Origin of the sequence: Gellertiella hungarica, from assembly GCF_014197145.1 — a bacterium.
Classification (GTDB): Bacteria; Pseudomonadota; Alphaproteobacteria; order Rhizobiales; family Rhizobiaceae; genus Gellertiella; species Gellertiella hungarica.
On the sequence record NZ_JACIEZ010000004.1, the window covers coordinates 15,014 to 39,436 of the forward strand.

A 24,423-nucleotide genomic window follows, 5' to 3' on the forward strand; every position below is an offset into this window, starting at 1 on the left:
GGGAGCTGCCCGTCAAACGATCCTAGGCCGCGTAGGCAGGCAAATACCGGCTTCCGCCGCTGTCCAGCAGGAGATCGAGGCCCAGATGGAACAGGTCTTCGAGGCACGAGGCGCGAAGCTCCCGGTGCGTGCTCATGGCTTTGGCAGTGCCATCATCGGTCGCACCTGCCCTTCCGCCCGCGCCGGCGATCGGCGGATATATCCTGCAGGAGGAGATCAGAAGGGGCGGGCTCGTCTGGTGATGCAACGGATGGGGACCGACCGTTCGGCTGAAGAGCAGAAGCGGCAGGTCAAGCTGCCGCGCATGGGCTCGGACCATGTCCATCGAAGGATCCGGGTCGCCGCCGAGAAGCAGGATGATCGCCCAGGTCTGGCGTTCGGAAGAAAGGCTGACATGACGTGCGGCATCCGTGCCCGGCAGGGCTGCGAGCCGTATCGCCGTACAATCCATGCCCCGCAGATCGAGCACCGTCTGCAGCGTCAGAAGCGGTGCATCCTCCGCCGCGACCACGAGAGCGCATCTGTCCGCCGGTTCTGCCTTCTTCGGCCGATCCCGGGGCCGGTGAAACCGTTCCGGCCGGCGCCACCAGCCTGGCCTGTCGAGGATGGGGTGATCGAAGTCACCGTCCCGGCAGATCGCGGCGGCGGCAGATGCGAGCGCCGTGGGTTGCGGGCTTCTGCCACGGACATCGAAGGCACCCGCTTCATAAGACCCTTCACGCCTGCGCAGCAGGCTGTTCCAGTCCGTGCTGCCAAACATCGACCAGATGGTGACGGCCGTGATGTCAATGTGGTCGTTCCGCAGCCGTTTCGCCGTTTGCCAGATTTCCGAGAGCCAGCGAAGCTGTTCGTCGCGGCTGCATCCAAGATGGGCCTCGGTTACGGCGATCTTCGTGCCATAACGCCCCCACACTTCGCGAAGCCGGTGTTCCAGGCCAGTGTCCTCCGCGGGCAGATGGACGCGCACGGCTTCCAGATCCGCATAGTGATGCCGCCCGTTTCCGCCCGCCTGCTGCCATTCCGGCCAATATTCCTTGCGGTGATCGAGAAAGCGCTCGCTGGTAAGATAATAGTTTATGCCGACGATCGCTGGCGGCACGGCATCGCGCTCGAGTTCCTCGAGTTCTGCCTGCTCGATGCCGTGATCCATCAGGATCCGGTGCCAGGGATGATCGTTTCCGACGCGCCCGAACAGAAGATCGAGGCTCAGCCATCGCCGCTCGTTCTCGTAATCGGCCTGATATTTCAGCCGTGCGGTGCTGAAGGTCTTGCCCATGTCTTCCGTCTGTACGAGCTCCGCCGCAGGATTAACCGTCCGGATGGCGCGCATGCACAGCATGGTCGCCCGGCACTGGTTGACCACTGCGCGGCAGAAGTCCCGCATGTCGGTGCTATGTGGGTACCAGAAGCCGTAAAGGGCAGAAAACCGCGCCGTCGTCAGCGGTTCGTTGATGGGCGTGAATCGGCGTACATGCGGGTAACGGTCGGCAACCCGAAGCGCATGAGCCGCGAGAAGCTCGGGTAAGTTCCGGTCCAGGAGATCGGTGTAGCGTGGCCCGCTGCCGTGATGCATGAGGCCGATCACGGGCTCGATCCCAAGCGCCTTCAGCTGCGCCAGACGTTCGTCATGCCAGCCGAAATCCTGGATCTCGGGACTTTCGGGGGAAACCGCTTCCCACAGGACAGGATAGCGCAGCGTGCGGATCCCGAGATCCGCGACCGCATCGAGATCCGTGGGACGCTCGTAATGTCCGGTCTCCTGGAACTGGTCCCGATAGGCATCGCCTACCCGTACGATGGAGCATTCGAGCCCGCCCCAGAGTTCGAGCGGATGCTTCGCCGGGCTGGTCACGGCATACCTGCTTCCGGCGCAGGTGCAAGCATCCCGTTCAGATGTGGCCTTGCGACAGGAATGGACTCGGAAATTCTGCGATAGGTCGCCAGCGCCTGACCGACCACCTGATCCATGTTGTAATAGCGGTAGGTGGCAAGCCGGCCGACAAACCAGACATTCTCCTCCGCTCGCGCCAGCGCCTCGTAGCGCTTGTAGAGCGCGGCGTTTTCCGGCCGTGGCACGGGATAGTAGGGATCGCCGCGGTCAGAGGGATACTCATAGGTCAGGCTGGTATGTGGATGCGTCTGGCCGGTCAGGTGCTTGTATTCGGTGATGCGCGTGTAATCGTGGTCCATCGGATAGTTCACGACGGCGACGGACTGATGCCACTCGTTTTCCTCCGTCACATGTTCGAAACCGAGCGACCGATAAGGCAGCTTGCCGAAGCGGTGGTCGAAGTATTCGTCAACAGGGCCCGTATAGACGACGCGCCTGAAGGGGATCTCATCCCTGATGTCGGCAAAATCCGTCTGCAGCATGATCTTGATATTGGGATGATCCAGCATGGACTCGAACATGCGGGTATAGCCGTGCTTCGGCATGTACTGGTATTCGTCGGTGAAATACCGGTCGTCCCGGTTGGTGCGTGTGGGAACGCGGGCCGTCACTGCCTTGTCGAGTTCGGAGGGATCGACGCCCCACTGCTTGCGGGTGTAGCCACGGAAGAACTTCTCATAGAGTTCGCGGCCGATCTGGCTAACGACGACATCTTCCGACGTGCGGATCTCCTCCACCGGTTCCGCCCGTTCGCCGAACCAGACGGCCAGTTCCTCGGTCGTCAAGTCAAGACCATAGAGGCGATTGATGGTATCGAGATTGATCGGAATGGGCAATTGCATCCCGTCCACGCTCGCCAGCACGCGATGCTCGTAAGCCCGCCATTCGGTGAAGCGGGAGAGATAATCGAAGATTTGCCGCGAGTTGGTGTGGAAGATATGCGGGCCATACTGGTGGACGAGCAGGCCCGCCTTGTCATGCCGGTCATAGGCATTGCCTGCAATATGCGGCCGCTTGTCGATGACGAGCACGCGCTCGTTGCGGTCCCGGGCCAGGCGTTCGGCCATTACGCTGCCGGCAAAGCCGGCTCCTACGACGAGCCAGTCAAACATGGAGGGTCTCCTCCGCGGTGACGGGTAGGGAATGCGGCTGGCGCGGTGCGGCCTTCTGCATCAGCTCGCCCATCGCGGCCCAGGTTGCATCCCATGACATGCCTGCCAGATGCCTGTCGACCTTCTTCAACCATTCCTCTTTCGGGCGGGCCAGCAGCATCTCGATCCGCTCTACCACTTCATCGGCGGTTGCCCCGATTTCGACGAGGCCAAGTTCGCCATAGGGGCGGATCACGTCGCGTATGGGGGTAGACACCACCGGCAGTCCGGCTGCCAGAAATTCCGGTGTCTTCGTGGGACTGATGAAGCGCGTCGCCTCGTTGAGCGCAAAGGGCATGAAGCCTGCATCCCAGCCCCTCAGATAGCTCGGAAGCTCCGCATAGGATTTCGAGCCGAGCCAGTGCAGATTCGGTGCCTGCGGCAGCGAGGCGGGATCGATCTTCACGACCGGGCCGATCATCACGAAATGCCAGTCCGGCCTGAGTGCAGCCGCGCGGCGGACGAGATCCAGATCCATGCGCTCGTCGATAACGCCGAAAAAGCCGATGCGCGGGGCGCCGATGCTGCGCTGGTCATCGGGTTCAACCGTCTCCCCGCGGCGCGCGCCTGCAAAATGCGGCACGTCGATGCTGCTTGGAAAGGCGTGGACATTCGGGTGCCGTTTGCGCTTCGATTCATAGAGGCTCTGCCCACCGGTGAACACCACGTCCACCTTGCGGAAAAGCTCGCGCTCCATCGCGATCATGCGCGGATGGGCGCCATTGAAGGCGGAGAGCTCGTCCATGTTGTCATAGACGCGCAGCGCGGCATTGAGATGCCGGCTGAAGGGCAGCGCCATGGGTGTGTAATACCAGAGAAGCGGTGGGCCGCTTTCGATGCTCGCTACGAGTCGATCAACCAGCATGCGGAGGGCACTGGTTATCTGCGGTGCGTTGATGCCGGCCGGCAGGACGGGAGTGAGAACCCGGACCCGTTCGGGAGACAGGGTCTTTTCCAGGCGCGGCTGGACGCCTTGTTCGAAAACCGGTTCTTCAAAAAAATAGACATCCCGGCTGCGCGCTGCCCGGCGGAGCAGATGCTGGGGTCGCTGGAAGACGAAGTTCCAGCGCAGGTGGGAGAAACAGAGGATCGGCGAGGTCCCCGCCAATCCGGTTAGATCGTGGCCCATGATCGCTCGCTTTCTTGGCACTTGCGCCGGGCCGGGCAATCTTGCCAGCCACGCTGCGCTTGGCATGCCTGTAAGCTAACGGAAACCGGATGCTTTGGTTCCGTCGGCGACGAAAGAAGCAGAATCAACCTCGCGTAACGCACGAATGCGATACGGGTTCCATAGAAAACGGTTCCCCTTCGCTTTTTTCGCCACAAATTAATCTCCGAAGTGGTGCACTCCAGTGTTGCGCAAGCAAAACATGAAAAATTCTGAGATACGTCGCCGGCAGGGCACTACATTGAACGGGGCATGAGAGTGAGAGTCATCCTAGAAAACAACGTATTTCCATTGTTCAACCCCGACGCGCAGGAGGACGTAAAGGACCCCTGCCCCGTCTTCGACGGTGCGCTATGGCACATGTTCGGCTCTGGGGGGACGGTCACCACGGAAACATGGGACATCCTCCACGCAACGGCCACTTCGCTGGAAGGGCCCTGGCAGGAGCAGGATCCGATCAAGCTTCCGATCACCGGGTCGGGGATCGCCGCGCCGGGCGTTATCTATGCGGACGGCGTGTTCCACATGTTCGTGCAGACCGAATTCATGAAGCCGCATGGCCGCGTGGAACATGCGGTTTCCAATGACGGCTTCCGCTGGGTCGTGCTCAATCCTGCGCTGGTTTCCATTCCCGGAACGGATGAACACGGCGTCTACGATCCGCATCCGGCTGAAATCGACGGGCAAAAGTATATCGTCTACTCGGCTATGCCGCCCTTCGAGCGTGTGCCGCAGCCCGATGTCTATCTGGCGCGCAGCCTGTCCGGCACCTGGTTCGGGCCCTGGGAGCGCATCGGCAAGATCCTCGATCATAACGACCTGCCGCACCACAACCGTCGCGATGATCCCGATTATGAGTGGGGGATTGAAGGCGCGCAGCTGGTGCAGCTGCCCAACGGGAAGATCCTGCTGAATGCCACCTGCTTCCTGCCGTCCGGCCCGCGCGGCCAGCGCCAGCGGGTCTTCTTCGCGCTCGCGGATCGCGTCGAGGGTCCTTATGCGTCCGTAGGCCCCGTGCTTCATCCGGAGCAGCCCGGCGAAAACGGACATTCCACCGTGCTCCTCCACAACGGCGAGCTCCTGCTGATCTACCAAAGCCGGATCGAGGCCACCAATCACCGCTGGCGCTACGGCATCGCCAAATGCAGCCTTGAGCCTCTGGCGGCTTGAAGAGGCTGGCGATGGATAAAACGGCCGTGCACCCATTGTGAACCCCATCCCTTGAAGCCCCCTATCTCATTTCCGAGCCCGGGGCTCAGGACGGTCTGCATCGCAGAGCCATACCGAACCTCGTCTGTAAACGGGAAAAACAGGTCCACGGATCAGCGCCGCTTCTCGATCGGAACAAGCTTGCATGCCGACCGGATAAACATCACGCTCGATCTTGTATCGGCCTATTGTTGGCCTTCTGGTGTTGGCCTTCTGCCTGAGGCCGAGAATATGACCGCCATTTTCACCGAATGTCATCCCGTCCGGATGACTGATATGAACGATCGGGGACGCTAGGTCGTTAAATTATATTGATCTTTCAGAAATTTACGGATTTGTCTGGACATCCGTGGATCGCGAAGTGGTGCCCCATGCCGGGATCGAACCAGCACTCCTTTCGGAACTCGATTTTGAGTCGAGCGCGTCTACCAGTTCCGCCAATGGGGCAATCACGCGAAGCGAAGACCTGGCGATATAATGCAGGCCCGGCGCGAAAAGCAACGGCTAAGTGTGCTCAGGCGAGGAGGAGCAGAACGCCGGGTTCAGAAGAGCCAAGCGGCAAGGACAGGCGGCAAAGCGCTTGGCGCACCTCGATGGCGCGCAGCCGCGCGGCATCGGCAGACAGATCCGCATCGACAAGCACTCCTATGCCCCTGGTCATCTCCAGCACGAGACGCGCGTGGAATTGCTTCTGCATATCGATGCGCTTCGCCACGAGGCCAAGCGCGGACGAAGCGGTAACCAGCTTGGTTCTGACATTATCGAGCGCAGTCACCATTTCCTCGATGTGTGAGACAGGCGTCGTAGCGGCCAGCGCAATATCACGCGCGTTGACCCAAAGATGCGACGCCGTGCCCACGAGCTGATAATACATGGTGGGATAGGTAGCCCCGGCAGGTTGGGCAATCGGATTGAGATAGCTGACGGCAGCAAACCTGCCGGCGGTCGCGGCATTCGTGCTGATCATCAGAAGATCCTTGCCCGGCGCATCTATGGTCGAGAGAGACAGGGAGCCGTCGGATTTGCGGACGAGACCCGCTACGATTTCATGGGCCGGCCAGGACAAATAGGCGCTGGCGGTAGGCACATCGTCCACAAGCCAGTTCACGCCATTGAAGCCGGCAGAGTTGATCATCCCGGCAATGCCGGACTTCAGCGTGTCCAGTTCCCTGCCGAGGGCGGCGCGATCCGCTCCAGGCTCCAGCGCGAGGTTCAAAAGCCTGTTTATTCCCGTCACGCTCTCGAGAACACCTTCGAGCGCGGTTACGGCCATGTCCGTTTGCAGCGCCCCGAAATCAAGTGACCGGTCGACGGCCTCCAGCATGCGCCGATCATCGGAGACCCGCTGCGCAACGGACCAAAAAGCCGCATTGTCCTTGGCCGAAGATATACGAAGCCCCGAGGACATTCTTTGCAGAAGTGTTGCGCGTTCTTCCTCCAGGCGTTCTTGTGCCCGCCCGATACCCGACTGGTGACGGGATGTTGGAACTGTCATGAAGTGGCACCCGTTTATTGATGTGCCACTACTATAATAATCCTCTTATTGTTCTGGTTCAGGAAACACTAAAATTGACACGATCTCGGCAAACGCAGCTTGCCGTCACGCAAGTGTCAACGCCCCTGTCACGTCGGGCATTTACAGGCGCAGGCCGGACGCATAAAAAGCAGCCGACTGAAACGGAACGGAATGCCATGCTGCGCCGCCTTTACGACTGGACCCTCTCCCTCGCGGCAAGGCCGTCGGCCGAAAAATGGCTCGCCGTCATCGCCTTCGTGGAGAGCTCCGTTTTCCTCGTTCCCGCCGATGTCCTGTTCCTGCCCATGGCCCTCGCTCGCCCCGAAAGGGCCTGGCGATATGCCTTCGTGGCCACGCTGGCATCGGTCCTCGGGGGGATTGCAGGCTGGTATCTCGGCTATTATGCCTTCGAGGCGCTGGCAAAGCCGGTCCTGGAATTCTATGGCAAGCTGGACGCCTTCGAGGCGCTGCGCACATCCGTCGACTATTCGACGATCCTCCTGCTGCTCGTGACATCGGGGCTCGCTCACCTGCCCCCCATCAAGGTGGTCACCATTCTCTCGGGGGTGGCCCATGTGAACCTTGCGCTGTTCATCGTGTCGGCAGTTCTGGCGCGCGGGGCGCGGTTCTATCTCATCGCGTGGCTGCTCCGGGTTTACGGTGAGCCGATCCGTGAGTTTATCGAGAAGCGCCTCGGTCTTCTTGCCGGCATCGGTGCCGGCGTTCTCATCCTGACTTTCGTGGCCTACAAGCTATTCGCGCATTGAGGGGAGAAGGCCATGGTATCGGCAAACACGGTGATCTCGGGCAAGCCCGGCTTTGCAACGGCGCTTCTGCTGGCGGCCGGCATGGCCGTCACGGTCGGATCGGCGCTCGGCTTCGAGCATATCGGCGGCTATATTCCCTGCGCTCTCTGCCTGCTGCAGCGACAACCCTATTATTACGGCATTCCGGTGGCCCTGCTTGCCGCACTCAACGCGGCCCTTGGCGGCCCCGCTTGGCTTACACGGCTGTTGATCGCCCTGGTCGGCGTCATGATGATCGTCGGTGCCGGCCTCGGGGTCTACCATTCGGGCGTGGAATGGCATTTCTGGGAAGGCCCCGCGACCTGTGCCACCAGTGCCAATGGCGTCACGCAGGACGCGGGCAATCTGCTCGATGACCTGAACAAGGTAAAGGGCCCATCCTGCACGGAGGCGTCGCTGCGGGTGCTCGGGCTGTCGTTTGCCGGATGGAACGTCATCGCAAGCCTGATCCTGGCGACCATCGCCTTTCGCGGCGTGGCGACGCGCCGCGCCTGATAGCGCGTCAGGGCTGCAGTTCGCTGTCCCAGTAGAGGTAATCCATCCAGCTTTCATGCAGGTAGTTGGGCGGGAAAAGCCGGCCGTTGTTATGGAGATCCTGCACCGAAGGCCGGTAGGGCTTTTGTGCAGGAAACATGCCCGCCTGCTTCGGAAGCTTGGACCCCTTCCGCAGATTGCAGGGGGAACAGGCGGTCACCACGTTTTCCCAGGTCGTCTGCCCCCCATGGGCCCGGGGCAATACGTGGTCGAAGGTCAGATCATCAGGAGATCCGCAATACTGACATTCGAACTTGTCCCGCAGGAAAACATTGAAGCGGGTGAAGGCGGGATTGCGAGTCGGCTGCACATAGGTCTTGAGGCACACCACGCTCGGCAGGCGCATGGAGAAGCTCGGAGACGACACCGAATGATCATATTCGGCGATGATGTTCACACGGTCGAGAAAAACCGCCTTGATCGCGTCCTGCCAGGACCATAGCGACAAGGGATAATAGCTCAGCGGCCTGTAGTCAGCATTCAGTACAAGTGCCGGCAAGGCCTGCGGCGAGACTGCAATCGTCAAGGTCATGCTCCTGATCGATTCTGCTTTCCAGGAACTTATACTAAGTCGCTTGTGACAGGCTTGTGAAGCCAAATATCCAGAAAAACACGGAATTCCCGCGAGACCAGTTGTCTCAGGGAAGTGTGTCGGCCGCGGGCGCGAGATGCCGCCCATAGAAGGCCCAGAAAAGTCTGGCGGCAACGGAGCGGTCTGGCGACCAGCGGCGAGCGATCGCGCTAACAAGTGCCGCGGCAGGGCGGTCGCCGATGCCCAGGGCACGTCCGACAGCGATGCGCAGGGCAAGGTCCCCGGACGGAAAAATGTCCGGATGCCCCGCATTGAAGAGCAGGTGCACTTCCGCGGTCCAGGGCCCGATGCCTTTCAGCGCGGTCAGCGCGGAGATGGCCTGATCCGCCGGCAGCCGCCCTACCGCCTCGAGATCAAGCTTGCCGTTCAGGATGGCCTCTGCGAGCTTCGACAGGCAATCCGCCTTGGCTGCGGTCAGGCCGAGACGCGGACCATGCCCTTTTGCGAGGGCAATGAAACGCACCGCATCCAGCGTTCCGGTTTCGTCAACGAGGCGCTGCCAGATAGCCTCCGCACTCCTGCGCGACACGAGTTGCGAAACGACGACGCTGGCGAGACCGGCAAAACCGGCCCGGCCCGGTCGCTCCGGCAAGGGGCCGGCAGCTTCGATAATGGGAATGAGAGCGGGGTCCCGCGCCGCCAGACGGTCAAGGGCAGCACCAAACGGGGGATCGAGAACGGGTTCGGCCACGACTGTCCTTTTCCCCTAGCCGGAAATCATGGCAGAAGGGACCATGCCCCAAACGCACCGTCAACCCGCCATTTTCCGCTTTGCTCCCAGCCCCAACGGCAGGCTTCATCTCGGCCATGCCCTGTCCGCGTTCCTGAACCACGACATGGCCCGTGCCGCGGAAGGCACTTTTCTCATCCGGATCGAAGACATCGACCGGACGCGCTGCACCCCCGAACTCGAGAGGGGCATTCTCGAGGATCTTGCATGGCTGGGGCTTTCTTCCGATCGCCCGATACGGCGTCAATCGGACCATCTCGAGGATTATCAGGCAGCCTTGCAACGCCTTGCGGAGCTTGGCGTCACCTACCCGTCATTCATGACGAGGGGAGACGTGCGCAACCATGTAATGGCGGCGCAGGCAGAGGGCCTTGCATGGCCAAGAGACCCCGACGGAGCACCGCTCTACCCCGCGATCGACCGGCTTCGCGATGCGGCCGAACGCGAGGCCAGGCTCAAGCGCGGCGACCGCCATGCCATTCGTCTCGACGTGGGAAAGGCGATTGCCATGGCAGGCCCTGATCTGGACTGGCTGGAAACGGGTGAAGGCGTGCCTCGCCGCGTCGCGGCCAATCCCGCAGCCTGGGGAGACATCGTCTTGTCCCGGTCCGATGCCCCGGGCAGCTACGCCCTCTCGGTCGTCGTGGACGACGCCGCTCAAGGGGTCACTGATGTGGTCCGCGGCCAGGATCTTTACCATGCAACCGCCATCCAGCGTCTGCTGCAGGTCTTGCTGGGACTGCCGGAGCCCGTCTATCACCACCACAGGCTCGTCCTCGATGAAGAAGGCCGAAAGCTCTCAAAAAGCAGCAACTCGACTGCCCTCGCCGAACTGCGAACGCAGGGCCTTACACCTTCAGATATTCGCCGCCTGGTCTCTCTGTGACGGCGGAGGCGGCAGGGGCTCTCCCGTAACCCGTCGCAGCAGACGGTTCATCACCCGGTACTTGAGCATTGCTGCATTGATCTCCGCACCGATGATGAAGATGACGGCGGTCATGTAGAGAAAGACAAGGGCGATCATCAGCGACGCCAGGCCGGCATAGGTACGGGCATAGTTTGCGAAGGTGGTGATGTAGTAGGCAAAGACGATAGCCCCGATCGTCCAGGCAATTAGCGTCAGGGAAACGCCGGGAAGAACGTCCCGGAAGCGGCGGCGACCGGCAGGAAGCCAGAGATGGGCAATGGTTACGCCGACCGTCAGCACCAGAAGCGTGCCATAGACACGCCAGCTGGCCAGAACACCGAGCGGCTCCTTCATCCAGGGAAAACGTTGCTCCGCAAAGCCGAGCGCAACCGGAACCACCACAAGGAGAAGGCTGATGGCCGCGAGCGACAGGACGGCCGCGAGCACCCAGAAAAGGCTCGTGATACGGGTGATGTACCAACGCCGCGTTTCGGGGATGCGATAGGCTCGGTTCAGCGAAACCCGCACCGCCTCAACTCCGTTGGAGGCAAAATAGGCCGCCGCCAGCACCGAAATCGTCAGAAGGCCGCTGCGCGGAATGGTCAGAACCTGACGCACTTCGTCCGAGATCGGCTTGGCGATGCTGGGGGGCCAGGTATCGAAGATGAGATGCACGGCGGTCTCGGCAAAACGGTCAGCGCCCATGTAAGTGGCCAGGGTCGTGCCGAAAATCAGGAAGGGGAAAAGAGCAAGCAGCGTCGAGAGCGCGACATGGCTTGCCATTGCCCAACCGTCATCTTCGGAAAAATGATAGAGCGCATCATAGACGACGCGGTAAACAATGCGGATAAAGGTCGCCATTCCATCTCCGGTTCATTGACGGAAGGACAGACCAGCCCTCCTTCCGCGAAGCCGAATATGGGAAACCGCAAACCATTTGTACAGGAATCGCCATGGACGGCCGAAAAACGATCATCGTCACCGGAACTTCCAGCGGCATCGGCGCGTATTGTGCCCATGCGTTGAAGAAAGATGGATGGCGGGTATTCGCCACCGTGCGACGGGAAGAAGATCGCCGGGCTCTGGATGCGGATGGCATTGAGACCTTCCTGATGGATTATCGCGACCATGCCAGCATCGAGGCCATGGTTGCCGCGGTCCTCGCCAGATCAGGGGGTCGGATCGATGCGCTCTTCAACAATGGAGCCTACGGCCAGCCGGGCGCGGTGGAAGATCTGCCCGTCGAAGCCCTGCGGGAGCAGTTCGAGGTCAATCTGTTCGGATGGCATCATCTGACACGCCTCGTCATTCCCCACATGAGGCGCACCGGTGCCGGGAGAATTGTCCAGTGCTCGTCGATCCTGGGCCTGGTTCCCTATCGCTGGCGCGGTGCTTACACCGCTTCCAAGTTCGCGCTCGAAGGATTGAGCCTGACGCTCCGCATGGAACTCGACGGTAGCGGGATTTTCGTCAGCCTGATCGAGCCCGGACCGATTGCATCCCGTTTCACGGCCAATGCCCTCGCTCGGATCAAGGACAACATCGACCTCGAGAGTTCCGTACATGCTGCGGCCTATCGCCGCGAACTCGCCCGGCTGGACGGCACGGGACCTGTAAACCGCTACAAGCTCGGCCCGGAGGCCGTCTACAAAGTGCTGATCGAAGCCTTGACCTCCGCGAGACCGCGCCCTCATTATCTCGTCACCACCCCGGCCAAACGCGGCTATTTCCTGAAGAAGCTGATGCCCGCGGACCTGTTCTACAGGTTGCTGCGCCGGTTCGACTAAACGCCCTCGAAAGGTATACAGATCGCCATGTCCGGCTTTACCACCGTGCTCGCCCTCATCGTCATGGGCCTCGTCGCGCTCGTTCTTGTTCGTGGCCTCTTCAACATGATGAAGGGTGGCAACGCCAACCTGTCCAACAAGCTGATGCAGATGCGCGTGCTGCTGCAGGCGCTCGCCGTGGCGCTGATCATGCTGACCCTCTGGCTGACGGGCGGCGGGCGCTGATCGTTTGGCCCTGTTTGCGCCGGTCGCTGGCGCGCCGGAAAAAGCCGGCCTGACCGAGACGTGACAGGCTGAAACTGACGAACATCAAGATAGCCGCGACGTGTTGATGCGCGGTCGAAGAGACGAGAATGGTCAAGCTCAACAAGATCTACACCCGCACCGGAGACAACGGAACCACGGCCCTCGTCAGCGGACCGAGGCGCGTCAAGCATGACCTTCGCATCGAAGCCTACGGCACGGTCGACGAAACGAATTCGGCAATCGGCATCGCGCGCCTGCACACCCGCGGCATGGACCCTCTGGACGGCATGCTGGAGCGGATCCAGAACGATCTCTTCGATCTTGGGGCCGATCTTGCCACGCCGGATACCGGCGAAAAGCTCGAATGGGAACCGCTGCGGATCGTTCCGTCGCAGGTCAGCCGCGTCGAGGCCGACATCGATGAACTCAATGCCGAACTCGAGCCTTTGACGTCCTTCGTGCTTCCCGGCGGATCCGAAGCTGCAGCCCACCTTCACCTGGCCCGCACCATTGCACGGAGGGCAGAGAGGCTTGTGGTGGCCCTGTCCCGCGAAGAAACGGAGATCGTGGCACCGGAAGTGATCCAGTATCTCAACCGCCTGTCGGACTTCCTCTTCGTTGCGGCCCGCATGGCCAATGACCGGGGCCGCGCCGACGTGCTGTGGGTTCCCGGACAGAACAGGTAATTTCCCGGCACGCGCTTCGTGCCTCTTGCCAGCGCGGGAGCCCTCGCCCATCTTCGGAAACAGGCGCGGCAAAGCGACGCAGAAGGGCGATAGATGCTGATACCCCTCCATGACGCGAATGCGCTACGGCACATCAGGACACCCGTGGTCACGCGGCTGCTGATCCTTGCGAACATCGCCGTTTATCTGCTCATGCTGCCAGACGGCCTCGCGGCCCTGGCAGACAGGCTTGTGCTGCTGTTCGGGTTCATTCCGGCGCTGGTCACGCATGCCGCGGTTCTTCCTCCGGACCTGCAGCTGGTGCCGCCGGAAATAACCTTCGTGACCTACGCCTTCCTCCATGGCAGCATTTCGCACATCGGGATCAACATGATCTTCCTCTACATCTTCGGCGACAATGTCGAGGACGCCATGGGACATGGGAAGTTCCTGTTCTTCTATCTGGCCTGCGCTGCGGCTGGCGCGGGCCTGCATCTGATCCTGACGGGCCAGCCGGAAGCTCCCCTGATCGGGGCGTCCGGTGCGATTTCGGGCGTGGTGATAGCCTATGCCCTCCTGCATCCGCATGTAAGGCTTTGGGTGCTCGTCCTGTTTGGGATTCCTGTTCCGCTCCCGGCGTTCATTCCGCTGGTCTTCTGGATCGGCCAGCAGTTCTTCGAACTCGTGACAGGCCTGGGCGACAGCGTATCCTTTGCCGCACATGTGGGGGGAATCGTTGCGGGCGGGCTCCTGGTGCTGGTTCTGAGAAGGCCGGGGGTGCCGTTATTCGATCGCGATATCGCACGCAGCAGGGCGGCCGCGGACGAGCCTGTCCCCGTTCAGCCCTGGCGTCGCATTCAGAACGACAAGAAAGGCCCTTCCTCGGATGATTCCCCGCCTCCCGCAACCCGGTGGGGACGTTGACGGAACCGGCAGGGCGCTTTAAATCCGGACCGGAATTTTGCGGCCGACATGGGCAAGTGTGGCGTTTCGGAGGAAAAGCGCGGTTCCATGTCGCCAACCGACCATCAAAGACCGTGCCCTTTGGCGCATTTTTCCGCCGACAGAGTTTGAAGGAAGAACACCATGAAGATCCTCGTACCCGTGAAGCGCGTGGTTGATTACAACGTGAAGATCCGCGTGAAGCCGGATGGTTCGGGCGTTGAGCTCGCGAACGTCAAGATGTCGATGAACCCCTTCGACGAAATCTCGGTCGAGGAAGCGCTGCGTCTGAAGGAAGCCGGCAAGGCCGAGGAAGTGGTCGTCGTCTCCATCGGTCCGGCCAAGGCTGAAGAGACGCTCCGCACCGCGCTTGCCATGGGTGCCGACCGCGCCATCCTGGTGGAGACCGACGACACCGTCGAGCCGCTCGCTGTCGCCAAGATCCTCAAGGGCGTTGTCGAAGCTGAAAACCCCGGCCTCGTGATTGTCGGCAAGCAGGCGATCGACGACGACGCCAACCAGACCGGCCAGATGCTCGCCGCCCTCCTCGGCTGGGCCCAGGGCACCTTCGCTTCGAAGGTCGAGATCGGTGCAGACAAGGCAACCGTCACGCGCGAAGTCGACGGTGGTCTCCAGACCATCGATATCAAGCTGCCGGCCGTCGTCACCACCGACCTGCGCCTCAACGAGCCGCGCTATGCCTCTCTGCCGAACATCATGAAGGCGAAGAAGAAGCCGCTCGACAAGAAGACTCCCGCCGACTTCAACGTGTCGACCGCAGCCCGCCTCAAGGTTCTGAAGACCGAGGAGCCGGAAGGCCGCAAGGCTGGCGTCAAGGTCAAGTCTGTCGCCGAGCTGGTTGAAAAGCTCAAGACCGAAGCCGGCGTCCTCTAAGTTTCAAGGATAGGAGAAATTCAAATGGCTATCCTGCTTCTCGCAGAACACGACAACACCACCGTTTCCGACCAGACCGCCAAGGCGCTTTCCGCTGCACAGAAGATCGGCGGCGACATCCACGTCCTGGTGGCCGGCAAGGGTGCATCTGCCGCCGCTTCGGCTGCCGCCAAGCTCTCCGGCGTCTCCAAGGTGCTGCTCGCCGAAAGCGACGACCTTGCAAACAACCTGGCAGAACCGCTTGCTGCTCTGATCGTTTCTCTCGCCGGCTCCTATGACACGATCATCGCAGCCGCGACCTCGGTCGCCAAGAACGTGATGCCGCGCGTTGCCGCCCTGCTCGACGTCATGCAGGTCTCGGAAATCACCGAAGTTGTCTCTGCAGACACCTTCAAGCGTCCGATCTATGCAGGCAACGCGATCCAGACCGTCCAGTCCACCGACGCCAAGAAGGTGATCACGGTGCGGACGGCCTCCTTCGCTTCTGCCGGTGAAGGCGGTTCGGCTGCTGTCGAGAGCATTTCGGCCGCCGGCAACCCGGGTGTTTCCAGCCACGTTGCCGACGCCCTGTCGTCTTCCGACCGCCCGGAACTGACCTCGGCCAAGATCATCGTGTCCGGCGGCCGTGCCGTCGGTTCGGCCGAGAAGTTCAAGGAAGTCATCCTTCCGGTCGCCGACAAGCTCGGTGCCGCCGTCGGCGCCTCGCGCGCGGCGGTCGATGCAGGCTACGCTCCGAACGACTGGCAGGTCGGCCAGACCGGCAAGGTGGTCGCCCCGCAGCTTTACATCGCCTGCGGCATCTCCGGTGCGATCCAGCATCTCGCCGGGATGAAGGACTCCAAGGTCATCGTTGCCATCAACAAGGACGAGGAAGCCCCGATCTTCCAGGTGGCCGACTACGGTCTCGTCGCCGACATCTTCGAAGCTCTGCCGGAGCTCGAAAAGGCTCTGTGAGCCAGTCCTTAACCGCACGCCTCTTCTGCGAAAGATGGGGCTGGTCAATCGACGTACAGCAGACTATCACTCTTGCCGGGTTCTGAAGGAGCCCGGCAAATTTCTGGTCCGGTGCAGGCAGTTCCTGCCCTCAGGAGGTCGACATGATCAAGAACATCGGCATCATCGGCGCAGGTCAGATGGGCTGCGGCATTGCCCATGTCTCTGCGGTAGCAGGCTACAAGGTGCACATCTATGATGTTGCCAAGGAGCGGATCGAACCTGCACTCGCCACGATCAACGGCAATCTTGCCCGCCAAGTCTCTTCCGGCAAGATGTCCGACGACGCGCGCAATCAGGCCCTGTCGCGGATCACCGCATCTGCCGACGTCAACGACCTCGCCAATGCGGATCTCGTCATAGAGGCGGCAACCGAAGACGAATCCGTCAAGCGCAAGATCTACGCGCAGGTCTGTCCCGTGCTGAAGCCCGAGGCGATCCTGGCCACGAACACCTCCTCGCTTTCGATCACCCGTCTCGCCTCCTCGACCGATCGCGCCGAACGTTTCATGGGCATCCACTTCATGAACCCCGTGCCGGTGATGAAGCTCGTGGAACTGGTCCGCGGCATCGCAACCGACGAGGAAACGTTCCAGGCCGCTCGGGAATTCGTCAACACGCTCGACAAGACCACCACTGTCGCGGAAGATTTCCCCGCCTTCATCGTCAACCGCATTCTGCTGCCGATGATCAACGAGGCAATCTACACGCTCTATGAAGGTGTGGGCACGGTCGAGGCCATCGATACCGCCATGCGGCTTGGCGCGAACCATCCGATGGGCCCGTTGCAGCTCGCCGATTTCATCGGTCTGGACACCTGCCTGTCGATCATGCAGGTGCTGCATGACGGGCTGGCCGACAGCAAGTATCGGCCCTGTCCGCTGCTCGTGAAATATGTCGAGGCAGGCTGGCTTGGCCGCAAGTCGGGTCGCGGCTTCTACGATTACCGCGGCGAACACCCGGTCCCCACTCGCTGATCGGTGGGGAGCCTCAGCTCCCCGCAGCCTCGATCAGCGCGCGCGCTTCCGGCCCATCCCATGCGGCAGGGCCATTCATCGAGCCGAGAACGCAACCCTTTTCGTCGATCAGGAGGCTGACCGGCAGTCCGAGGGCGAGGCCTTCCTTCTTCAGCGCATTGAAAATTCCCATCGAACTGTCCCGATAGGACTTCAGATGCTTGATTCCGGTTTCGGTGAGAAAGGCCTTCGGCTTCTCGTCGGATCCCGTGTCGATATTGACGGCGACGACCTCGAAGGCATTGCCACCGGCGAGGTTCTCCAGCCGATCGAGCGCCGGCATCTCCTCGCGGCACGGAAAGCACCAGGTGGCCCAAAGATTGAGCAAGACCGTCTTTCCTGCAAAGTCCTTGAGGGTGAGGTCCTTTCCATCGGGACTCTTGAAGCCTACGCCATCCAGCAGGCGGGGCGGATCGAGCGGTGTCATCGCAGCCACCGCTCCTTTGGCGGCGGCAGCAAAGGCCGCCTTGCGCGCCGGAGGTATCTGGCATTGCGAAGCGGAGGCAACCGTACCGCCGGACGCCTGACCGGCATTGCCAGACCCGGCCCCATTCACGTATACCGCTGCCACACCGGCAAGGCCGCCCGCAACAAGGGCAGCCGCGATCAAGAGGACGGGGGGAAGGCCGAGAGGCTTCTTCACTGTCATTTCAGTCTCCAGGATGGTAGCGCATGGCAAACGGCACTTCCGACACTCAAGCTTCCAATCAGATGTGGGGCGGGCGCTTCGCGTCCGGACCGGATGCCATCATGGAGGAGATAAATGCCTCCATCGACTTCGACAAGAAGCTGTATGCCGAAGATATCCGCGGCTCGATAGCGCATGCGACGATGCTGGCAAAGCAGGGCATCATCACCGAGAGCGACCGGGACGCGATCGTCTCAGGCTTGAACACCATTCGCGGCGAAATCGAAAGTGGCAACTTCGCCTTCTCACGGAAGCTTGAAGACATCCACATGAACATCGAGGCCCGGCTTGCAACGCTGATCGGTCCGGCGGCGGGGCGTCTGCACACCGCGCGCTCGCGCAACGACCAGGTTGCCCTGGACTTCCGCCTCTGGGTCAAGGCTGAACTCCAGCGCACGGATGCGGCTCTCACCAAGCTGATCGCCGCCTTCCTCGACCGGGCGGAAGAGCATGCCGACACCGTCATGCCCGGCTTCACGCACCTGCAGACCGCCCAGCCGGTTACCTTTGGCCACCACTGCATGGCCTATGTGGAAATGTTCGGAAGGGACCGCGCCCGCGTGCGCCACGCCATCGAGCATCTCGACGAAAGCCCGATCGGCGCGGCAGCCCTGGCAGGCACGCCCTACCCGATCGACCGGCACATGACCGCGTCGGCTCTCGGCTTCCGTGAGCCGACACGCAACTCCATCGATACCGTTTCGGACCGTGACTTCGCGCTCGAATTCCTGTCGGTCGCCGCCATAACTGCAATGCATCTTTCCCGGTTGGCGGAAGAGATCGTCATCTGGACCACGCCGCAATTCGGCTTCGTTCGCCTTTCCGACGCCTTTTCGACCGGCTCCTCCATCATGCCGCAGAAGAAGAATCCCGACGCCGCCGAGCTGGTGCGGGCAAAGACCGGTCGCATCAACGGGTCTCTGATCGCCTTGCTGACGGTTATGAAGGGCCTGCCGCTGGCCTATTCGAAGGATATGCAGGAAGACAAGGAACAGGTCTTCGACGCGGCGGAGAGCCTGGAGCTCGCGCTTGCGGCCATGACCGGAATGGTGCGCGACATGACCGTGCGCACGGACCGCATGAAGGAAGCCGCAGGTTCCGGCTTCTCGACTGCGACCGACCTTGCCGACTGGCTCGTGCGCGAAGCGGGGCTTCCCTTCCGTGAAGCCCACCATGTCACCGGACGCGCGGTCGCTGCTGCCGAGGCCAGGGGTTGCACGCTTTCCGAACTCGCACTGGATGACCTGAAGGCGATCAACCCCGCCATCAACGATGGCGTGTATTCCGTTTTGACCGTCGAGGCCTCGGTGGCGTCGCGGAAGAGCTATGGCGGAACGGCACCGGCCGAAGTTCGCCGGCAGATTGCCTATTGGCGCGAACGGGTCTGAAACAGGGCGGGCCCATGTAATACACTTTGCTCCCGGGCCCGATTTCCATTAGAAACACCAGCCTGAAGACTGCCGGGAGACGGCGGTTGCGACTGTTCCCATCGTCTGCACGAGGATCCCGATGCTGAAAAAGACCGTGAAGCTCGCTCCGCTTCTTGCACTCCTTGCGGCATCGCTCGCGCTATCGTCTTGCGGCCGCAAGGGCGATCTGGATCCGCCGAGCGTTGCCGCACAAGCTGACACGAAGTACGGAAAACAGGGGGCAACGCAGCCCGCCCAGCCTGACAAGCCCTTCGTTCTCGATCCGCTCCTCTAATCGCCAAACCAGGTGACTGCTCCGTGAACCACTTCGACTATCGCGACGGCGTACTCTATGCGGAAGACGTTCCGGTCACCGATATCGCCGATCAGGTCGGTACGCCCTTCTACTGCTACTCGACGGCCACGCTGGAACGGCATTACAAGGTCTTTACCTCTGCCTTCGGCGATGTAGACGCCCTCACCTGCTATGCGATGAAGGCGAACTCCAACCAGGCCGTGCTGAAGACGCTGGCCCGGCTGGGCGCGGGCGTCGATGTGGTCTCCGAAGGTGAGTTGCGCCGCGCCCTTGCCGCCGGCTTCCCGGCCGAGAAGATCATGTTCTCCGGCGTGGGCAAGACTGTTGCCGAAATGGACCTTGCACTTGTTGCCGGGATCTATTGCTTCAACGTGGAATCCGAGCCTGAACTCGAGGTTCTCAACCGTCGTGCCATGCTGCTCGGGAAGAAGGCACCGGTTTCCTTCCGCATCAATCCGGATGTCGATGCGCGCACCCACGCGAAGATCTCGACCGGCAAGAAGGAAAACAAGTTCGGCATTTCGTGGGAACGGGCGCGTGCGGTCTATTCCCATGCTGCAACGCTCCCGGGCATCCAGGTCACCGGTATCGACATGCATATCGGAAGCCAGATAACCGAGCTGCAGCCCTTCGACGACGCGTTCCGTCTTCTGCGGGAACTGGTCGACGTGCTGCGATCCGACGGACACACCATCGAGCATGTGGATATCGGGGGCGGCCTGGGTATTCCATACCGTGAAGACAACAATCCGCCGCCGCTGCCCGACGCCTATGCCACCACCGTGAAGAACCAGCTGAAGGATCTTGGCTGCAAGATCGTCACGGAACCGGGCCGCCTGATCGTCGGCAACGCGGGCATTCTGGTGACAGAGGTCATCTATGTGAAGGACGGCGGCGAAAAGACGTTCGTCATCGTCGACGCGGCCATGAACGACCTCATCCGCCCCACGCTCTACGAAGCCTATCATGAGGTCCGCCCCGTGATCGTCACCGCGGCAAACGCGCCGCGGATCAAGGCAGATATCGTTGGCCCCGTCTGCGAGACCGGCGACTATCTGGCGCTCGACCGGGAAATGGCGATGCCGAAGACCGGCGATCTGCTGGCGGTCGGTTCCGCCGGCGCGTACGGCGCGGTTCAGTCCGGCACATACAACACCCGCCGGCTGATACCGGAAGTGCTTGTCAGCGATGACCGCTTCCACGTCATTCGCAATCGCCCCTCCTACGAAGACATCATCGGCCTCGATTCGGTTCCGGACTGGCTCGCGTAAAAACTTTTGCCAATTCCTCCTGGCTGCCACAAAGAGTGCTATCTTCCTTCAAGACTCCGGGTCGAATCTGATCCGGTGAGGAAAGCAAGGGACAGGGCATGACGGAAGGCAGGGACCCGCAGCTGGAAAAGGCCGTATCCCGCAGGATTGCGATGGCGCGCCTGCGTGCACGGCTTGCCCTGCTTGCCGAAAGATCCCTGCCCCATCTCATCGCTCCGCTCTGCGTGCTGTCGCTTTTTCTGTCTGCGGCCTGGTTCGGTTTTTTCAGAAGCTTGCCTGACTGGCCAAGACTGGCTGTGGCAATCCTGCTGGTTTTCTCCTTCCTTGCCAGCCTTCTCCCGCTGGTCCGGCTGCGCTGGCCGGATCTTGCCGAGGTGGACGGGCGGCTGGAGGCCGTGAACCGGCTCCCGCATCAGGCTATCCGGGTTCAACAAGACCGACCCGTTTCCGATACCCCGTTCGCACGAGCGCTGTGGGAGCGCCACCGGGCCCGGATGGCGGAGAAGATAGGTCCCCTGGAGAGCGGACTTCCTCGCCCCGACATCAGCCGGTTCGACAGCCATGGTTTGCGCGCTGTTCCTGCACTGGTCTTCGCAATTGCCGCAGCCTACTCCCTCTCCGGTCAGTCGGGGCGGGTTGCCGATGCATTCGTCTTCAGGGCGCCCGAAGTGAACGAGGCAGGGTTGCGCGTGGATGTGTGGGTCACCCCCCCATCCTATACGAACAAGCCGGCCATGACCCTGGCCGCTGACAAAGGTCCGGTTCCGGTCCCGCGCTTTTCGCAACTCAGCGTACGCGCCAGCGGCGAAGCCACCGATGGCGCGGTCACGTACAGGCCGGCGGGAAGCGAACGAACGGTCCCGCTGAGCCCGGAGAAGCCCGCGTCCGGCCCCAAGGGATCGCCCGCCGAGGGCAGTGTGTTCAAGCTGAAGCTTGAAACCGACGGAGAACTGGAGGCGTTCGGACAGGCGTTCTCCATCCGCCTCATCCCTGACGAACCGCCCCGCATTGCCTTCGACGGCAAACCGAGACGGACGGTGACAGGGGCGCTGGAAATCCGGTTCAAGGCTCACGATGACTATGGCATAGAACGTGCGCGGGTCGATATCGTGCCCCTGGAGCAACCACCGCAAGCACGTCCGCTCTTTCCGCTCCCGGAATTCCCTCTCGACCTTCCCGCCCGGAAGGCGGGAGACATCAAGGGCATTGGCAGCCGAAACCTCACGGAACATCCCCTTGCAGGACAGCGGGTTCGCGTAACCCTGCTTGCAGAAGATGCCGCGGGGCAGACGGGACGCTCCGATCCCATCGACATGGTAATGCCCGCGCGCGGCTTCTCCGATCCGCTTGCGGCGGCAATTGCCGAACAGCGGCAGATTTTCTCTCTCGACACGAGACAGATACAGCGTGCCATCGAATACAATGATGCAGCGGCACTTCGCGCCGACGAGACCATTTCCAATCTATCCCATTTCCTCTTGCTGAAATCGGCTCGAGGGCGCATGGCGCTGGCGCGCGACGAAGCATCCTTGAAGGATGCTGCCGATTATCTCTGGGAAATTGCTCTTGGCATCGACGGCGGGGATCTGCCGATGGCCGAGCGCGCGGTGCGGGACGCCCAGAAGGCACTGGCCGACGCGCTGAAGCGGAACGCGCCGGACAGCGAGATCCAGGCCCTGATGGACAATCTCCGCAAGGCCATGAAGGACTACATGCAGGCCCTGGCCAAGAGAATGGAGCAACAGCCGCAGGGGGCGTCTCCCAAGGGCGATGCGCGCAACGTGATCCGCCAGCAGGATCTGGAGAAGATGCTCAACCAGCTGGAGAACATGGCACGATCAGGAAACAAGGACGCCGCGCAACAGCTTCTTTCCGAAATGCAGAGGCTGATGAACAACCTGCAGGCCGGCAACGGCCAGCGCCAGCCTTCGGAGGCAGAAAGCAGGGCGCGCGAGCAGGTCGACAAGCTTGGAAAGATCCTCAGGGATCAGCAGAAGCTGATGGAGGACACCTACAAGCTCAACCAGGAACTTCAGCAGCAGCAATGGCAGACCGATCCCGGCATGCCGGGTGAAGACGAACCTCTTGATCCCGGCAGCGAAGAGCAGGCGACAGACCCGGGCGCGATGACAAGGAAGCAGCAGCAGGACATGCAGGCGCTTCAGGAAAGGCAGCAGCAACTTGAGCAGCAGCTGAAGGAGCTGGGAGAGGGCCTTAAAGGCCTTGGCATGAAGCCCAACAAGGGCCTTGGCGATGCCGGGAAGGAGATGGAAGGCGCTGGAAAGGCATTGGGACGCGGTGAAGGCCAACCGGCTTTCGAAGGTCAGGGGCGTGCACTCGAGGCGCTGCGTAAGGGCGCGAAGGAAATGATGCAATCCATGGCTGGCCAGGGCCAGGGCGAGGGTCAGGGCATGGGGCAATCCGGGCAGGGACAGGCCGGAGGTCAGGACCCGCTGGGGCGGTCGACCGGTCGTGACGGCATGGGAGATTATGGCGGCGACAAGCTGCCGGACACCACCGATGTCCAGCGGGCTCGTGACATCCTGGATGCGATTCGCCGCAAGCTGGGAGAGGGCGGCATGTCACCCACGGGCCGCCAATACCTGGAACGGCTGCTCAATCTCGACTGAGTAGCGGCCCTTCAGGCCGCGAGCGCCAGGGCCACCGCTTTGCGGATATCCGGCAGTGCAAAGGGCTTCGGCACGACATCGACGATTTTCTCCATGAGATCGTCGGCGCGCTCCCGTTGTTCGGCATATCCCGTCATCAGCAGGATCTTCATCCCGGGGAATGCGTCCGCCGCGCGGTGGGCCAGCTCAATCCCGTCCATCACCGGCATGCGGATATCCGACAGCAAGAGGTCGAAGCCCCCTTCCTGGAGCATCTCGAGACCTTCGGCGCCGTCGGCAGCCTCATGGGTTTCGTGACCATCCATGCGCAAGGCGCGCGCCACGAAACGGCGAAGCGAATCTTCATCTTCCGTGATCAGGATCCGGGCCATTTGCGGTCACTCCATGCTGGTGTTCGATAAAACCTTCATGACCGCTTTTTTCTTTTCGGGGCGTAAACGGCCTTGGTTAACCAAATGGATGGTTAACAAGACTCTTCAAATTGAAGCCATTTTTCCCACTCTGCCTTGGCCTCAGGCGTCGCCTGTGACGACGCCCACGAAAGGCAGCTCCCTAAACGCATAGGCCACGTCCATTCCGTAGCCGACCACGAAGTAGTCGGGGCATTCGAAACCTACATAGTCCGCCTCGAGCTCTTCCTTGCGCTTCACGCTCTTGTCCAGAAGAACGGCGATGGTGACATTGCGGGCCCCGCGGGAATACAGCAGTTCCTTTGCGAAAAGCAGGGTGCGGCCGGATTCCAGGATGTCGTCGATCAGCAGCACGTCCCGGCCGCTGACGTCGCTATCGATATCCTTGACGATGCGCACGCCCTTCGATTCGGTCCCCGCCCCGTAGCTGGAGAGCGTGATGAACTCCACTTCCGGAGCAAGCCCGGTATGGTGCAGCGCGCGTATCAGATCGGCAGCAAAGATGAAGGAGCCCTTGAGGATGGCGATGACGAGCAGGTCCTTGACCGGACCGGAGGCGATCTGTTCGGCCATCTGATTGTTGCGCTCGGCAATCTGCTCGGCGGTGAAAAGGGGTTCGATGTTCTTTCCACGGACGACGGGCATGGTTTTC

The 24,423-nt window shown here is 61.6% G+C and carries 25 protein-coding genes and 1 tRNA gene; 15 read left to right on the forward strand and 11 right to left on the reverse strand.

Annotated features, from left to right (window positions below; genetic code table 11):
- Positions 1 to 22: 22 nt before the first annotated feature.
- Genes GGR23_RS11365 through GGR23_RS11375 form a run of 3 tightly spaced genes read right to left on the reverse strand, consistent with a single transcriptional unit; the run spans position 23 to position 4,171 of the window.
- Positions 23 to 1,852 (reverse strand): family 1 glycosylhydrolase, encoded by a 1,830-nt coding sequence (locus tag GGR23_RS11365; RefSeq protein WP_183366409.1) that lies wholly within the window; start codon positions 1,850 to 1,852, stop codon positions 23 to 25.
- Positions 1,849 to 3,003 carry a UDP-galactopyranose mutase gene (glf, locus tag GGR23_RS11370; RefSeq protein ID WP_183366410.1) on the reverse strand — a complete coding sequence of 385 codons (1,155 nt, stop codon included), beginning with the start codon at positions 3,001 to 3,003 and terminating at the stop codon, positions 1,849 to 1,851. Before glf ends, GGR23_RS11365 begins: the two co-directional genes overlap by 4 nt.
- Entirely contained in the window at positions 2,996 to 4,171 is a 1,176-nt protein-coding gene (locus tag GGR23_RS11375) for a glycosyltransferase family 1 protein (RefSeq protein WP_183366411.1), read from the reverse strand. Before GGR23_RS11375 ends, glf begins: the two co-directional genes overlap by 8 nt.
- Positions 4,172 to 4,501: 330 nt before the next feature.
- Here GGR23_RS11375 and GGR23_RS11380 point away from each other — a divergent pair, with 330 nt between their 5' ends.
- Positions 4,502 to 5,380 carry a glycoside hydrolase family protein gene (locus tag GGR23_RS11380; protein ID WP_246365304.1) on the forward strand — a complete coding sequence of 293 codons (879 nt, stop codon included), beginning with the start codon at positions 4,502 to 4,504 and terminating at the stop codon, positions 5,378 to 5,380.
- Between the two features lie 401 nt (positions 5,381 to 5,781).
- On the opposite strand, the gene GGR23_RS11385 is transcribed toward GGR23_RS11380, so the two are convergent.
- Together GGR23_RS11385 and GGR23_RS11390 are read right to left on the reverse strand one after the other, a co-directional pair.
- Positions 5,782 to 5,866 (reverse strand) — tRNA-Leu (locus tag GGR23_RS11385).
- A 67-nt stretch (positions 5,867 to 5,933) separates the two neighbouring features.
- Positions 5,934 to 6,914, reverse strand: a complete 981-nt coding sequence (locus tag GGR23_RS11390; protein ID WP_183366413.1) for a flagellin N-terminal helical domain-containing protein — start codon at positions 6,912 to 6,914, stop codon at positions 5,934 to 5,936.
- Between the two features lie 197 nt (positions 6,915 to 7,111).
- On the opposite strand from GGR23_RS11390, the gene GGR23_RS11395 reads away from it, so the two are divergent.
- Positions 7,112 to 7,702: a YqaA family protein gene (locus tag GGR23_RS11395; RefSeq protein ID WP_183366414.1), complete on the forward strand. Its 591-nt coding sequence runs from the start codon at positions 7,112 to 7,114 to the stop codon at positions 7,700 to 7,702.
- Between the two features lie 12 nt (positions 7,703 to 7,714).
- Positions 7,715 to 8,236, forward strand: coding sequence for a disulfide bond formation protein B (locus tag GGR23_RS11400; protein WP_183366415.1), 522 nt, complete (start codon positions 7,715 to 7,717; stop codon positions 8,234 to 8,236).
- 7 nt (positions 8,237 to 8,243) lie between these two features.
- Here the strand turns inward: GGR23_RS11400 and GGR23_RS11405 are convergent, their stop codons facing one another.
- Positions 8,244 to 8,801 carry an HNH endonuclease gene (locus GGR23_RS11405; protein WP_183366416.1) on the reverse strand — a complete coding sequence of 186 codons (558 nt, stop codon included), beginning with the start codon at positions 8,799 to 8,801 and terminating at the stop codon, positions 8,244 to 8,246.
- Between the two features lie 112 nt (positions 8,802 to 8,913).
- Complete coding sequence (locus tag GGR23_RS11410; protein WP_183366417.1) at positions 8,914 to 9,558, reverse strand: DNA glycosylase family protein; 645 nt, start codon at positions 9,556 to 9,558, stop codon at positions 8,914 to 8,916.
- Positions 9,559 to 9,586: 28 nt separating this feature from the next.
- Between GGR23_RS11410 and gluQRS the strand changes: the two genes are divergently transcribed.
- Positions 9,587 to 10,483: a tRNA glutamyl-Q(34) synthetase GluQRS gene (gene gluQRS, locus GGR23_RS11415; protein WP_183366418.1), complete on the forward strand. Its 897-nt coding sequence runs from the start codon at positions 9,587 to 9,589 to the stop codon at positions 10,481 to 10,483.
- On the opposite strand, the gene GGR23_RS11420 is transcribed toward gluQRS, so the two are convergent.
- Entirely contained in the window at positions 10,454 to 11,365 is a 912-nt protein-coding gene (locus tag GGR23_RS11420) for a YihY/virulence factor BrkB family protein (protein WP_183366419.1), read from the reverse strand. The two genes, gluQRS and GGR23_RS11420, sit on opposite strands and share 30 nt — an antisense overlap.
- A gap of 92 nt (positions 11,366 to 11,457) precedes the next feature.
- On the opposite strand from GGR23_RS11420, the gene GGR23_RS11425 reads away from it, so the two are divergent.
- The 7 genes from GGR23_RS11425 to GGR23_RS11455 all read left to right on the forward strand — a co-directional run bounded on the left by GGR23_RS11425 (position 11,458) and on the right by GGR23_RS11455 (position 17,008).
- Positions 11,458 to 12,291, forward strand: a complete 834-nt coding sequence (locus tag GGR23_RS11425; protein WP_183366420.1) for an SDR family oxidoreductase — start codon at positions 11,458 to 11,460, stop codon at positions 12,289 to 12,291.
- A gap of 27 nt (positions 12,292 to 12,318) precedes the next feature.
- Positions 12,319 to 12,516, forward strand: coding sequence for a twin transmembrane helix small protein (locus tag GGR23_RS11430; RefSeq protein WP_183366421.1), 198 nt, complete (start codon positions 12,319 to 12,321; stop codon positions 12,514 to 12,516).
- Between the two features lie 128 nt (positions 12,517 to 12,644).
- Positions 12,645 to 13,223, forward strand: coding sequence for a cob(I)yrinic acid a,c-diamide adenosyltransferase (locus tag GGR23_RS11435; RefSeq protein ID WP_183366422.1), 579 nt, complete (start codon positions 12,645 to 12,647; stop codon positions 13,221 to 13,223).
- A 93-nt stretch (positions 13,224 to 13,316) separates the two neighbouring features.
- Entirely contained in the window at positions 13,317 to 14,126 is an 810-nt protein-coding gene (locus GGR23_RS11440) for a rhomboid family intramembrane serine protease (protein WP_183366423.1), read from the forward strand.
- Positions 14,127 to 14,288: 162 nt separating this feature from the next.
- On the forward strand, positions 14,289 to 15,038 hold the full coding sequence (locus tag GGR23_RS11445) for an electron transfer flavoprotein subunit beta/FixA family protein (RefSeq protein ID WP_183366424.1): 750 nt from the start codon (positions 14,289 to 14,291) through the stop codon (positions 15,036 to 15,038).
- 24 nt (positions 15,039 to 15,062) lie between these two features.
- Positions 15,063 to 15,992, forward strand: a complete 930-nt coding sequence (locus GGR23_RS11450) for an electron transfer flavoprotein subunit alpha/FixB family protein (protein WP_183366425.1) — start codon at positions 15,063 to 15,065, stop codon at positions 15,990 to 15,992.
- Between the two features lie 143 nt (positions 15,993 to 16,135).
- Positions 16,136 to 17,008, forward strand: coding sequence for a 3-hydroxybutyryl-CoA dehydrogenase (locus GGR23_RS11455; protein WP_183366426.1), 873 nt, complete (start codon positions 16,136 to 16,138; stop codon positions 17,006 to 17,008).
- A gap of 13 nt (positions 17,009 to 17,021) precedes the next feature.
- Here the strand turns inward: GGR23_RS11455 and tlpA are convergent, their stop codons facing one another.
- Positions 17,022 to 17,696, reverse strand: a complete 675-nt coding sequence (tlpA, locus tag GGR23_RS11460) for a thiol:disulfide interchange protein TlpA (RefSeq protein ID WP_183366427.1) — start codon at positions 17,694 to 17,696, stop codon at positions 17,022 to 17,024.
- A gap of 23 nt (positions 17,697 to 17,719) precedes the next feature.
- Between tlpA and argH the strand changes: the two genes are divergently transcribed.
- The 4 genes from argH (at position 17,720) to GGR23_RS11480 (ending at position 23,361) form a co-directional block, all read left to right on the forward strand.
- Entirely contained in the window at positions 17,720 to 19,123 is a 1,404-nt protein-coding gene (gene argH, locus GGR23_RS11465; protein ID WP_183366428.1) for an argininosuccinate lyase, read from the forward strand.
- Positions 19,124 to 19,244: 121 nt separating this feature from the next.
- Complete coding sequence (gene lptM / locus GGR23_RS11470; RefSeq protein WP_183366429.1) at positions 19,245 to 19,439, forward strand: LPS translocon maturation chaperone LptM; 195 nt, start codon at positions 19,245 to 19,247, stop codon at positions 19,437 to 19,439.
- Positions 19,440 to 19,462: 23 nt separating this feature from the next.
- Positions 19,463 to 20,731 carry a diaminopimelate decarboxylase gene (lysA, locus tag GGR23_RS11475; protein ID WP_183366430.1) on the forward strand — a complete coding sequence of 423 codons (1,269 nt, stop codon included), beginning with the start codon at positions 19,463 to 19,465 and terminating at the stop codon, positions 20,729 to 20,731.
- 98 nt (positions 20,732 to 20,829) lie between these two features.
- Complete coding sequence (locus tag GGR23_RS11480; RefSeq protein WP_183366431.1) at positions 20,830 to 23,361, forward strand: TIGR02302 family protein; 2,532 nt, start codon at positions 20,830 to 20,832, stop codon at positions 23,359 to 23,361.
- 11 nt (positions 23,362 to 23,372) lie between these two features.
- Here the strand turns inward: GGR23_RS11480 and GGR23_RS11485 are convergent, their stop codons facing one another.
- Both GGR23_RS11485 and hpt read right to left on the reverse strand, forming a co-directional pair.
- Positions 23,373 to 23,732, reverse strand: a complete 360-nt coding sequence (locus tag GGR23_RS11485) for a response regulator (protein WP_183366432.1) — start codon at positions 23,730 to 23,732, stop codon at positions 23,373 to 23,375.
- A 141-nt stretch (positions 23,733 to 23,873) separates the two neighbouring features.
- Complete coding sequence (gene hpt / locus GGR23_RS11490) at positions 23,874 to 24,416, reverse strand: hypoxanthine phosphoribosyltransferase (protein ID WP_183366433.1); 543 nt, start codon at positions 24,414 to 24,416, stop codon at positions 23,874 to 23,876.
- Between the last annotated feature and the right edge of the window lie 7 nt (positions 24,417 to 24,423).